This window comes from Nocardia farcinica, from assembly GCF_001182745.1.
GTDB classification, from domain to species: domain Bacteria; phylum Actinomycetota; class Actinomycetes; order Mycobacteriales; family Mycobacteriaceae; genus Nocardia; species Nocardia farcinica.
The window spans coordinates 2,531,202-2,543,509 of record NZ_LN868938.1 but is presented as its reverse complement, the minus strand read 5'-3'; the positions used below and the strand labels follow the sequence as shown (position 1 = coordinate 2,543,509).

The 12,308-nt window shown below is 71.9% G+C and carries 10 protein-coding genes; 5 read left to right on the top strand and 5 right to left on the bottom strand.

Features of this window, described 5'->3' with window-relative positions; translation table 11 throughout:
- Positions 1-1,224 carry a CaiB/BaiF CoA transferase family protein gene (locus tag AMO33_RS12215; RefSeq protein ID WP_060592670.1) on the bottom strand — a complete coding sequence of 408 codons (1,224 nt, stop codon included), beginning with the start codon at positions 1,222-1,224 and terminating at the stop codon, positions 1-3.
- A gap of 385 nt (positions 1,225-1,609) precedes the next feature.
- Here AMO33_RS12215 and AMO33_RS12205 point away from each other — a divergent pair, with 385 nt between their 5' ends.
- The 4 genes from AMO33_RS12205 (at position 1,610) to AMO33_RS12190 (ending at position 8,268) form a co-directional block, all read left to right on the top strand.
- Positions 1,610-2,173 (top strand): TetR/AcrR family transcriptional regulator, encoded by a 564-nt coding sequence (locus AMO33_RS12205; RefSeq protein ID WP_060592668.1) that lies wholly within the window; start codon positions 1,610-1,612, stop codon positions 2,171-2,173.
- A 115-nt stretch (positions 2,174-2,288) separates the two neighbouring features.
- Positions 2,289-3,818 (top strand): alpha/beta hydrolase, encoded by a 1,530-nt coding sequence (locus tag AMO33_RS12200; protein WP_060593453.1) that lies wholly within the window; start codon positions 2,289-2,291, stop codon positions 3,816-3,818.
- A 77-nt stretch (positions 3,819-3,895) separates the two neighbouring features.
- Entirely contained in the window at positions 3,896-5,236 is a 1,341-nt protein-coding gene (gene glnA, locus AMO33_RS12195) for a type I glutamate--ammonia ligase (protein WP_011208191.1), read from the top strand.
- A gap of 17 nt (positions 5,237-5,253) precedes the next feature.
- On the top strand, positions 5,254-8,268 hold the full coding sequence (locus AMO33_RS12190; protein ID WP_060592667.1) for a bifunctional [glutamine synthetase] adenylyltransferase/[glutamine synthetase]-adenylyl-L-tyrosine phosphorylase: 3,015 nt from the start codon (positions 5,254-5,256) through the stop codon (positions 8,266-8,268).
- Here the strand turns inward: AMO33_RS12190 and AMO33_RS12185 are convergent.
- On the bottom strand, positions 8,211-8,537 hold the full coding sequence (locus tag AMO33_RS12185; RefSeq protein ID WP_060592666.1) for an HPr family phosphocarrier protein: 327 nt from the start codon (positions 8,535-8,537) through the stop codon (positions 8,211-8,213). The genes AMO33_RS12190 and AMO33_RS12185 overlap by 58 nt on opposite strands.
- Positions 8,538-8,624: 87 nt before the next feature.
- Between AMO33_RS12185 and AMO33_RS12180 the strand changes: the two genes are divergently transcribed.
- Complete coding sequence (locus AMO33_RS12180; RefSeq protein ID WP_240327490.1) at positions 8,625-9,566, top strand: endonuclease/exonuclease/phosphatase family protein; 942 nt, start codon at positions 8,625-8,627, stop codon at positions 9,564-9,566.
- A 5-nt stretch (positions 9,567-9,571) separates the two neighbouring features.
- Here the strand turns inward: AMO33_RS12180 and AMO33_RS12175 are convergent, their stop codons facing one another.
- The 3 genes from AMO33_RS12175 to AMO33_RS12165 are packed head-to-tail and all read right to left on the bottom strand — an operon-like array spanning position 9,572 to position 12,258.
- Positions 9,572-10,036 carry a 6,7-dimethyl-8-ribityllumazine synthase gene (locus AMO33_RS12175; protein ID WP_060592664.1) on the bottom strand — a complete coding sequence of 155 codons (465 nt, stop codon included), beginning with the start codon at positions 10,034-10,036 and terminating at the stop codon, positions 9,572-9,574.
- A 9-nt stretch (positions 10,037-10,045) separates the two neighbouring features.
- Positions 10,046-10,885: an alpha/beta hydrolase gene (locus AMO33_RS12170; protein WP_060592663.1), complete on the bottom strand. Its 840-nt coding sequence runs from the start codon at positions 10,883-10,885 to the stop codon at positions 10,046-10,048.
- A complete protein-coding gene (locus tag AMO33_RS12165; protein ID WP_228792361.1) occupies positions 10,882-12,258 on the bottom strand; it encodes a M20/M25/M40 family metallo-hydrolase in 1,377 nt (458 codons plus the stop codon). The genes AMO33_RS12170 and AMO33_RS12165 overlap by 4 nt, the downstream gene beginning before the upstream one ends.
- Positions 12,259-12,308: the final 50 nt, after the last annotated feature.

Genomic DNA, 12,308 nt, shown 5'->3' with positions numbered 1-12,308 from the left:
TCAGACCACCCCGGCCGCGCGCAGCTCCGCCAGCTCCTCGGCGCTCTTGCCCAGCAACCCCCGGTAGATCTCCTCGTTGTGCTGCCCCGGGTGGGCCGAGCCCGCGTTCCGGATCCGTCCCGGCGTCTGCGACAGCACCGGGACGATGCCGGGCCCCAGCACCGCGCGCCCGATCCGCTCGTCGTAGTGCTCGGCGATCATGCCGCGCGAGCGCAGCTGCGGATCGCGCACGACCTCGGCCACGGTGTTGATCGGCCCGGAGATCACCCCGGCGGCGTTGAGCGTGGCGATGATGTCGTCGGGCTGCCGCTGCGCCGCCCAGTCGCCGATGATGCGGTCCAGCTCGTCCTGGTTGCGCCCGCGCGCGACGTGGTCGGCGAAGCGCGGGTCGTCGGCGAGTTCCGGTTGCCCCATCGCGGCGCACAGGCGACGGAAGACCGTGTCCTGGTTCGCGGCGATCACCACCCAGCTGCCGTCGGCGCTGCGGTAGATGTTCGAGGGCGCGATGCCTTCCAGGCGGGTGCCGGACGGGCCGCGCACCACCCCGCCCACGTCGTAGTCGGGAATGGTGGATTCCTGGATGGCCAGGCAGGATTCGGTCAGCGCGGCGTCGACGACCTGCCCTTCGCCGGTGACGGTGCGACGGTAGAGCGCGGCCAGCGCGCCCTGCACCGCGAACATGCCCGCCAGGCTGTCACCCAGCGACAGCGCCAGGCGCGGCGGCGGACCGCCCGGGAAGCCGTTCATGTGCCGCAGACCGCTGGCGGCCTCGGCCACCGAGGCGTACCCGGCCTTGTGCGCGTCCGGGCCGGTCTGGCCGTAGCCGGACACCCGCACCAGGATGATGCCGCGGTTGCGCGCGCGCAGCGTCTCGTAGTCCAGGCCCCATTTCTCCAGGGTGCCGGGGCGGAAGTTCTCGACGACGATGTCCGAGCGCGCGACCAGCTCCAGGAACAGGTCGCGGCCCGCGGGCTCGCGCAGGTTCAGCGTGAGCGCCTTCTTGTTGCGGGCGTGCACGGTCCAGAAGAAGTGGTGGCCGTCGAGTTCGGCCTGCCCCCAGGTGCGCAGCGGGTCGGGACGGTCGGGTGGCTCGATCTTGAGCACCTCGGCGCCCATGTCGCCCAGCAGGCGGGCGGCGAACGGCCCGGAGATCAAGGTGCCGACCTCGAGCACGCGGATGCCGTCCAGCGCGCCGGGGGTCTCGGTGGTGTCGGAAGGGTTCATGTGGTGGGTGCCAGATCGTGTCGGTGCAACCAGTCCCCGATGATCCGCACCGCTTCGGTGAGGGGCTCGCGCTGGTTCGGACCAGATAGTAGTGGTAGGCGTCGGCGATCTCGTGGAGTCCCTTGTCCGGGTGTCCGATCGCGGCGTTGGATGCGTGCGCGTGACCGGGGTGCAGATGTTGTCGGCGCCGTGGTCACGGGGCACAAGCATCCAGTCCTCGTGCGGTACCACGAAATCCGCCACCGCGCAGCCTTCGATGGCTGCCAACGGTCGACCGCCCGGCGACCCCGTCCGCTCCGCGCACTCCGTGGCCGACAGGATCGTGGCGGGTGTCGCGGCCGAGGCCGCGAGCGCCGGGCGGACGATCCCGACCTAAGCTGGCCCGGTGGCGCGGGCACGCGGTGCCGTCCAGCTGACGGTCGACGATTGGCTCCAGGCCGGGTACACGGTGCTGGCCGAGCAGGGCTTTCGCGCGCTCAAGGTCGACGAGCTGTGCCGCCGTCTGGGCGTGACCAAGGGCAGCTTCTACCACCATTTCCAGGACATCACCTCGTTCAAGAACGCCCTGGTGGACTCCTGGGGCGACTGGAGCGACGCCGAGCACCGCCGGATGGACGCCCTGGCCGAGCAGCCACCGCGCGAACGCCTGGTCGCCATGATGGGCCTGCTCGTGAGCCCCCGGCACTGGACGCTGGAGCGGGCGATGCGCGAATGGGCCCGCTCCGACCCGCGCGCCGCCGCCAGCGTGCGCGCCTCCGACCGGCACGCCCGCCGCGCGGTGCGTCGCGCCTTCGCCGATCACGGATTCGACCCCGAGACCGCCGCGCGCCGCGCCGAATGGACCTTCGCGATCGGTATCGGCGCCCTGCACCTGGCCAGTTCCCCGCGTGGCGGCCGGCCCTCCGCCGCCGAGCGCGCCGAGTTGGTGGACTTCCTGCTCCGCCCGTGAGCGGGTGCGGTCGGCGACGGCCACGTCGGGTGCCGGTACCGGGTTCGAGGTGCGCGGCACGCGTGGGCAGCGCCTGATCGCCGGGCCCGCCGGGGGTAACTGGCAGGATCGGGGCATGGGATTGCGGCGTGGGTGCGGGGTGCTGGTGGCGGCGTTGGCCGTGGTGGCGGCCGGGTGCACGATCGAGCGGGGTGAGCAGGCCGGGCCGATGCCTGCCGCGCCCGCCGGGCTGGAACGGTTCTACGAGCAGGCGGTGCCGTGGGGGCCGTGCGCCGGCTTCACCGACGACCAGGTGCGGCTGCCGCCCAACGCGCAGTGCGCCCGCATCGAGGTGCCGGTCGACTACGCCGACCCGGCCGGGCCGACCGCGCAGATCGCCCTGTCGCGGATTCCGGCGTCGGGAGCCAAGATCGGTTCGCTGTTGCTCAACCCCGGCGGCCCGGGGGTCTCCGGCCTCGACACCGTCGCCATCGCGAACCAGACGCCGCTGTCGGAGCGGTTCGACCGGGTGGGTTTCGATCCGCGCGGCGTCGGCGCCTCGACCCCGGCGATCACCTGCCTGACCCCGCCGGAAGCCGACGCCGAGCGCGCCGAACGTCCCGAGGACAACACCCCGGCGGGCATCGCCGCCGCCGAGGCCGACAACCGCGACTACGCGGCCAAGTGCGCGCAACGCAGCGGTGCGGAACTGCTCGAGCACGTCGGCACCCGCGAGGTGGTGCAGGACATGGACGTCATCCGCGCGGTCCTGGGCGATCCGAAGCTGACCTACCTCGGCTACTCCTACGGCACCAAGCTCGGGTCGCTCTACGCCGAGAAGTTCCCCGACCGGGTGCGCGCCCTGGTCCTCGACGGCGCGGTCGACTCCTCCCAGGACCCGGTGCAGGAATCGCTGCGCCAAGCCGCGGGCTTCCAGCGCGCCTTCGACGCCTACGCCGCCGACTGCGCCCGCACCCCCGACTGCCCGCTCGGCACCGATCCGGCCCAGGCCGTGGCCCGCTTCCGCGAACTCGTCGACCCGCTGTGGGAGCGGCCCGCCGCCACCACCGACCCGCGCGGCCTGAGCTACAACGACGCGATCACCGGCGTCACCCAGACCCTCTACACCGACGACCTGTGGCAGGTGCTCACCCTCGGTCTGCAGGAACTGCGCGACGGGCGCGGTGACACGCTGCTGCAACTGGCCGACCTCTACGACGGCCGCCGCGACGACGGCACCTACCGCAACACCCAGGACGCGTTCAACGCCATCCGCTGCGTGGACGACCCGCGCGTCACCGACCCGGCGGTGGCCGCCCGCCAGGACACCGAGTACCGCAAGGCCGCACCCTTCCTGGACGACGGTCGCGGCACCGGCGCCGCCCCGCTGGAACTGTGCGCCGCCTGGCCGGTGCCCAACTCGGGGGAGCCGCACAGCATCTCCGTGCAGGGCCTGCCCACCACGGTGGTGGTCTCGACCACCGAGGACCCGGCCACGCCCTATCAAGCCGGTGTCGACCTGGCCGCCCAGCTCGGCGCCGCGCTCGTCACCTTCCGCGGCAACCGCCACACCGCCGCGCTGGTGGCGGGCAACGAGTGCTTGGACAGCGCCGTCATCGCCTATCTCGTCGACCTGACGATCCCGCCCGCGGGCCTCACCTGCTGAGTCGCGCCGCGGTCGGAAAAACAACACATATTCCTCATGTAACACGGATTTAACGCCGGGTGCCTACGCTCGCGAGCATGGATCGCCAGAAGGAATTCGTGCTGCGGACGCTCGAAGAGCGGGACATCCGCTTCGTACGGCTCTGGTTCACCGACGTCTTGGGCTACCTCAAGTCCGTGGCCATCGCCCCCGCCGAACTCGAAGGCGCCTTCGAGGAGGGGATCGGTTTCGACGGATCGGCGATCGAGGGTTTCGCCCGGGTCTCGGAGGCCGACATGGTCGCGCGGCCGGATCCTTCCACCTTCCAGGTGCTGCCGTGGGCCACCAGCAAGGGCCACCAGCACTCGGCGCGGATGTTCTGCGACATCACCATGCCCGACGGCTCGCCGTCCTGGGCCGACCCCCGGCACGTGCTGCGCAGGCAGCTGAACAAGGCGGGCGATGTCGGGTTCAGCTGCTACGTGCACCCCGAGATCGAGTTCTTCCTGCTCGAGAACGGCCCGCAGGACGGCTCACCGCCGCGGCCCGCCGATTCCGGTGGTTTCTTCGACCAGGCGGTGCACGACGCGGCGCCGAACTTCCGCAGGCACGCCATCGACGCCCTGGAATCGATGGGCATCTCGGTGGAGTTCAGCCACCACGAGGGCGCGCCCGGCCAGCAGGAGATCGACCTGCGCTACGCCGACGCGCTGTCGATGGCCGACAACGTGATGACCTTCCGCTACCTCATCAAGGAGGTGGCGATCGACGAGGGCGTGCGGGCCACGTTCATGCCCAAGCCGTTCGCGGAGTGGCCGGGCTCGGCGATGCACACCCACATGAGCCTGTTCGAGGGCGAGACCAACGCCTTCGCCGACCCGGACGACCCGGACAACCTGTCGGCCACGGCCCGCGCGTTCATCGCGGGCATCCTCGAGCACGCCTCGGAGATCAGCGCGATCACCAACCAGTGGGTCAACTCCTACAAGCGGCTCATCCACGGCGGCGAGGCGCCCACGGCCGCGTCCTGGGGCCGGTCGAACCGCTCGGCGCTGGTGCGCGTGCCCATGTACACCCCGAACAAGGCGTCCTCGCGCCGCGTCGAGATCCGCAGCCCCGATTCGGCCTGCAACCCCTACCTCACCTTCGCGGTGCTGCTGGCCGCCGGCATGCGCGGCATCGAGAAGGGTTACACGCTGCCGCCGGAGGCCGAGGACGACGTGTGGTCGCTGACCTCGGCGGAGCGGCGCGCGATGGGCTTCCGCGAGCTGCCGGGCACCCTCGACGAGGCACTGCAGGCGATGGAGCGTTCCGAGCTGGTCGCCGAGACGCTGGGCGAGCACGTGTTCGACTTCTTCCTGCGCAACAAGCGACGCGAATGGGCCGACTACCGCAGCCAGGTGACACCGTTCGAGCTGCGGGAGTACCTGGGTCTCTAGCACGGTAGGTTGGGTTCATGGTCCGGCCCCCATCTGCCCGTTCCGCCGTGCCCGGTGTGGGCCGGCTCGGCCTGCTCGATCCGACGGCCGCGGCCTCGCTGCGCGAGCTGGGCTGGGACAACGTCGAGAGCATCCCGGTGCTGTGGGCGCTCTCCCGCGCCCCCGACGCCGACCTCGCGCTGAACACCCTGATGCGGCTGCGCGAGGCACTCGGAAGCGATTGGCAGCGGCTGGATTCCGCGATCCGCACCGACACCTCGCTGCGCGGCCGGCTGTTCGCGCTGCTGGGTTCCTCCACGGCGCTGGGCGACCACCTGGTCGCCGAACCCGCCGCCTGGGAGGTGTTGCGCCGCGGTGATCTGCCCGACCGCGACGAGCTGCTGGCCGACCTCCTCGCGGCCGTGCAGGCGACCCCGGAGGCGGGCCCGCACGCCGGACCCATGCTGTTCCGTGCCGGGATCGCGGGCCCGGAGGCGGTCGCGCTGCTGCGCTGCCGCTACCGCGACCAGCTGATGTTGCTGGCCGCGCTCGACCTGGCCGCCACCGTGGAGAACGAGCCGGTGCTGCCGTATCGGGTGGTCGGCAGGCACCTCACCGATCTGGCCGACGCGGCGCTCACCGCGGCGCTGGCGGTGGCGGTGGCGCGGGTGTGCAAGGACCAGCCGTGTCCGGTGCGCCTGGCCGTGATCGCGATGGGCAAATGCGGTGCGCGGGAACTGAACTACGTCAGCGACGTGGATGTGGTGTTCGTCGCCGAGCCCGCCGACGCGACCGCGACCCGGCTGGCCGCGGAGATGATGAGCGTCGGCAGCCAGGCTTTCTTCGAGGTCGACGCGGCCCTGCGGCCGGAGGGTAAGCAGGGCGCGCTGGTGCGCACCCTGGACTCGCACCTGACCTACTACAAGCGCTGGGCCCGCACCTGGGAGTTCCAGGCGCTGTTGAAGAACCGGCCGATGACCGGCGATCTGGAGCTGGGCCGCGAATACCGCGACGCGGTGATGCCGATGGTGTGGACGGCCTCCGAACGGCCCGACTTCGTGCCCGAGGTGCAGGGCATGCGCAGGCGCGTCGAGGATCTGGTGCCCGCCGAACTGCGGGAGCGCGAGCTGAAACTCGGCCGCGGCAGCCTGCGCGACGTCGAATTCGCCGTGCAGCTCTTGCAATTGGTGCACGGCCGGGTGGACGAGAACCTGCACGTCGCCAGCACCGTCGACGCGCTGTCGGCGTTGGCGGCGGGCGGTTACGTGGGCCGCGACGACGCCGCGAACCTCACCGCCTCCTACGAATTCCTGCGCCTGCTCGAGCACCGGCTGCAGTTGCAGCGGCTCAAGCGCACCCACACCCTGCCCGCCGACGACGACGAGGAGGGCATGCGCTGGCTGGCCCGCGCCGCCCACATCCGCCCCGACGGCAGGCAGGACGCGATGGGCGTGCTGCGCTCGGAGATCCGCCGCAACGCGGTGCGGGTGCGGCGCCTGCACGCCAAGCTGTTCTACCGGCCGCTGCTCGAGGCGGTCGTCCGGATGGACCCGGACGCGCTGCGGCTGAGCCCCGACGCCGCCGTCCGGCAGCTGGCCGCGCTCGGTTACGCCGCCCCCGAGAACGCCTTCGGCCACCTGAAGGCGCTCACCGGGGGAGTGTCGCGCAAGGGCCGCATCCAGGCGCTGCTGCTGCCGACGCTGCTCGAATGGCTCGGCGAGACACCGAATCCCGACGCGGGCCTGCTCGCCTACCGCCAGGTGTCGGAAGCGCTCGACGAGCAGACCTGGTTCCTGCGCGAGCTGCGCGACGAGGGCGCGGTCGCGCAACGGCTGATGATCGTGCTCGGCTCCTCGGAGTTCCTGCCCGATCTGCTCATCAACGCGCCCGAGACCATCCGGATGTTCGCCGACGGTCCGCACGGCCCGCTGTTGCTCGGTCCGCAGCCGGAGGAGGTCGCGCGCGGCATCCTCACCGCCGCCGCCCGTTACGACGATCCGAACCGGGCGGTCGCGGCGGCCCGCTCGCTGCGCAGGCACGAGCTGGCACGGGTGGCCTCGGCGGATCTGCTCGGCATGCTGGAGGTGCCGCAGGTGTGCCGGGCACTGTCGTCGGTGTGGGTGGCGGTGCTGGACGCGGCCCTGGCGGCGGTGATCCGGGCCGGCGAGGCCGAATCGGGTGAACCGGCGCCCGCCGCCTTCGCCGTCATCGGCATGGGCAGGCTGGGCGGCATGGAGCTGGGTTACGGCTCCGACGCCGACGTGCTGTTCGTGTGCGAACCGCGGCCAGGCGTCGACGAGACCAAGGCCGTGAAGTGGGCCAACACGGTGGCCGAGCGGGTGCAGCGGCTGTTGGGCGCACCGAGCACCGACCCGCCGCTGCACGTCGACGCGGGGCTGCGACCGGAGGGCCGCAGCGGCGCGCTGGTCCGCACGCTGAGCGCCTACCAGGCCTACTACGGGCAGTGGGCGCAGTCCTGGGAGGTGCAGGCGCTGCTGCGGGCCCACCAGGTGGCCGGTGATCAGGAGCTCGGCGTGCGGTTCCTGCACGCCGTGGACAAGGTCCGCTATCCGGCCGGTGGCGTGTCCGAGGACGCCGTGCGCGAGATCCGCCGCATCAAGGCCAGGGTCGACTCCGAGCGGCTGCCGCGCGGCGCCGACCCCGCCACCCACACCAAACTCGGTCGCGGCGGCCTCGCCGACATCGAATGGACCGTGCAGCTGCTGCAACTGCGCCACGCCCACGAGGTGGAGTCGCTGCACAACACCGCCACGCTCGAGACGCTGGCGGCCATCGAGAAGGCGGAGCTGCTGGCGGCCGAGGACGTCGCCCTGCTGCGCGACTCCTGGCTGCTGGCCACCAAGGCGCGCAACGCACTGGTCCTGGTGCGCGGCAAGCCCTCCGACCAGCTACCCGGCCCGGGCAGGCTGCTCTCGGCGGTCGCCACCGTGGCCGGTTGGCCGAACAACGACGGCGGTAGCGAATTCCTCGACCACTACCTGCGCATCACCCGGCGTGCCAGGGCGGTCGTGGAGCGCGTCTTCGGCTCCTGAGGCGGGGCGAACATGCCCAGCCGGGCCGCGACCTCGCGCAGCGCGGCGCGCTCCTCGTCGGCGCTCGGTCCGGCTTCGACCGTCACCGCCACCGTGTCGCCCGCGGCCACTCGCAGCACGTCCCAGCAGTACGGCAGCACCGGCGCGTGCACACTGCGGCCGTGCGCGGTGAACGTCACCCGCGCCCGGTACCGGCCCGCCACCTGCGCGAGTTCCTCGGCGTCCACGGCGGTGAGCCCGCCCGCCACCGTCACCTGTTCGTAGTACATCGGTTCGCCTCCCACGCCGAGCGTACGACGCCCGCCGTTATGCGGGTGGCAAGTCGACCGTTGGCGGGCCCGCCTAGGGTCGGGGACATGCGAATGTGGACGATGCGGGCCGTGCTCGGACTGGGCTGGTGCGGTCTGCTGGTGGGGATCGCCGGAATCGTGTTGCACCTGCGGGGCTGGCGGTCGCAATGGCCGGCGCTGGCCGCCTCGGGTGCTTCCTACTTCATGCTCGGCGCGCTGGTCGCGCTGTTGCTGTTCCTGATCGTGCGCGGCTGGCGTAGCGCCGCCGTGGCGGGGGTGGTCGTGGCCGCGGTGGTCTGGACGCAGCTGCCCGCCTTCGTGCCCGACGGCCGGGCCGCGAGCGGGCCGGAACTGCGTGTGCTGCAGTCGAATCTGCTGTTCGGCGGTTCGGATCTGGACGCGGTGGTGGGGGAGGTGCGCGGCCGTGGCGTGGAACTGCTCACCGTGCAGGAGCTGACGCCCGACGCGGCGCACCAGCTGACCGCCGACCTCGCCGCCGACCTGCCGTATCACCACCTCGAGCCCGGCCCCGGCGGCGCGGGAACGGGCATCTTCAGCCGCTATCCGCTGCACGACACCCGGAAACTGGACGGGTTCCTGCTGGCGAACCTCTCCGCGACGATGGACCATCCGCAGCGCGGCCCGGTCACGGTGTTCGCGGTCCACCCGGTCCCGCCGCCGATGAACTTCCCCGCCTGGAGCGCGGAAATGCGCAGGCTGCGCGAGGTCCTCGACGTCCAGCTGGGGCCCGCCGTGGTCGGCGGCGATTTCAACGCCACCATGGATCACGCGCTGTTCCGCGACCTGCTGCGCGGCCGGTTCGCCTCCGCCGCCGAGCTGGCCGGTGCCGGTCCGCTGCCCACCTGGCCCGCGGACCGCGCCTGGGGGCCGGTGATCGGCATCGACCACGTCCTGGTCGCCGACGGCGGCGCCGGGCGCGTGGAGAGCATCACCATCCCGGGATCCGACCACCGGGCCGTGTACGCGGAGCTGCGGTTACCGGGCTGACCGGGTCAGCGGGCGGCGGGCAGCGACCGCAGCGAGGCGAGCGTGGTGGCCACCGCCCGCGCCGCCTCGGCGCCCTTGGTGACGAAATGCCCGGTGAAGTAGTCGATGTGCTCGCGGTGCTCGTGGAAGTGGTGCGGGGTGAGCACCACCGAGAACACCGGCACATCGGTGTCCAGCTGCACCCGCATGAGCCCGTCGATCACCGCCGAGGCGACGAACTCGTGCCGGTAGATCCCGCCGTCGACGACCAGCGCCGCCGCCACGATCGCCGCGTAGCGGCCGCTGCGGGCCAGCCGCTGGGCGTGCAGCGGGATCTCGAACGCGCCCGGCACCTCGTAGACGTCGATGGCCGCGGGGTCGAAGCCGAGGTCGGCGAACTCGGCGGTGAAGCCCTCGAGTGCCTTGCCGACGATCCCGCTGTGCCAGGTCGCGCGCACGAACGCCACCGATGCGCTGGATGTGGTTCCCATGGCGCGAGCCTACTGGGTCGTCAGATGGTCCTGCAGCCACCGTTCCAGGTCGGCGAACACGGTCTCCTTCTCCGGCTCGTTGAACACCTCGTGATAGAGGCCGTCGTAACGGTGCACGGTCAGGTCCTCGGCCGCGGCACCGCGCTCGATGAGGTCGGCGCTCGACGGCGCGGCGAGGGTGTCGGCGGTGCCGTGCAGCACCAGCGTCGGCACCGTCAGCTTGCCGAGGCGCCGCTTCACGGTCAGCGAGCCGTCGAGGATCTCGGTGGCGGTGCGGGCGGGCAGCTTGCCCCGGTAGACCAGCGGATCGGAATCGTAGGCGGCGACGACGGCCGGGTCGCGGCTGATCGACGACGAATCCAATTGCAATACACCGAGATTCGGGGTCAGTCTGGTCAGCACCGGCGCGAGCAGTTTCTGCAACGGGTTGCCGACCGGAATCTCGAGCGGCGGCGCCGAGACCACCACGCCCGCGACGTCGATCGGCGCGCGCGTCGCCAGATACAGCACGATCAGCGCGCCCATCGAATGCCCGAGCAGGAATCGCGGCACACCGGGGTGCTCGCGCGCGGCGATGTCGAGCATGCCCGCGACGTTGTCGGCGGCACCGTCGAGCGACCCGATGTTGGCCTTGCCGCCCGCCGACTTGCCGTGCCCCACATGGTCGAGCGCATACACCGCGTATCCGGCATCGGCCAGCCGGGTGCCCACGTGCACGTAGCGGCCGGAATGCTCGGCCACCCCGTGCACCAGCACGATCGCCGCGCGCGCCGGCCCGTCGGGCAGCCAGGCACGCCAGGCGATCCGGCTCCCCGTGCCCTCGAACGAGCCGTCCTTGGTCTGGCTCACCGCTGCTCCTCTCCGATCGGCCCGGCCGCGAGTTCGCCGATCAACCGCCGATTGAACTCGATGAGGCGAGCGTAGTTCACCCGCGAGATGCGTTCGTCGGTTCCGTGGATGGTCGCCAGATCGGCCTCGCTCAGCACGATCGGCGCGAAATTGCAGCGGGTCGCCGCCAGCCCGTCGTAATGTCGCGAGTCCGTCGCCCCCGGCACCAGCCCGCTGGTCACCGCCACCCCCGGCACCACCTGCCGCGCCAGCCGCGCGACCAGGTCGAACGCCGGACCCGGCCGCTCGGTGCGGGAGGGTTCCGAGGCCATCCCCACCAACTCCACCGTCACACCCCGGTCCCGGATCACCCGGCGGCAGTGCGCGAGCACCCCGTCGACCGAATCACCGGGCAGGATACGGAAATTCACCAGTGCCTCGGCGTGCTGCGGCAACACATTGGCCTTCACCCCGCCGCGGATGACCGTCGGCGCGGTCGTGGTCCGCACCAGCGCTTCGGTCTGCGGACGCGCCGCCATCACCCGCGTGATCACCGGCCCCGCCACCCCGGCTGCCCCGAGCAGCATCCGCCGCGCCGGCGGCATCACCGTCCGCAACCGCGCCAGCATGTCCGCGATCACCGGCGTCAACCGCAGCGGCAACGGCCGATCCTGCACCCGCGCCACCGCCCGCGCGATCCGCCCCACCGCCGTCTGCCGCCCCGGCATCGAGGAATGCCCGCCCGTCTCCCGCACCGAGAGCCGCACCGTCGCATACCCTTTCTCACCGACCATGATCGACGCCACCGGCGTCGACACCCCGTCGGCCACCCCCTCGGTGATCACCCCGCCCTCGTCCAGCAGCAGCTCCGCCCGCACCCCCGCATCCCGCAACCGCCGCGCCATCAGCACCGCCCCCGCGTCCCCGAACACCTCCTCGTCGTGCCCGAACGCCAGATAGACGGTGTGCCGCGGCCGCACCCCCGCCGCGAGCGCCGCCTCCACCGCCTCCAGAATCGCCAGCACCCGGCTCTTGTCGTCGATCGCCCCCCGCCCCCAGATGAACCCGTCGTCCACGACGCCCGCGAACGGCGGATGCGTCCACCCGTCCCCGGCAGGCACCACATCCTGATGCGCCAGCAGAATCGCCGACACCCGCTCCGGTTCGACCCCCGGCCAACGGTAGAGCCTGCTGTGCCCGAACCGCTCGAGCTCCAGCTCGGCATGCACCCGCGGAAAACACGCCTCGAGATGCGCCGCCAACCGCACGAACTCCCCGTCGGCGCTGTCATCGGCCCGCTCCCCGGTCCCGGACACCGTGGCGCACCGCAACGCCCCCGCCAACCGCTCGGCAGTCGCGTCGTCCACCGGTGCGAGGTCATGCGATCTGCTCATCTGCGCTGTCATGACCACATCCTGTCCCGATCGGTCGTCTCCGTGCCATG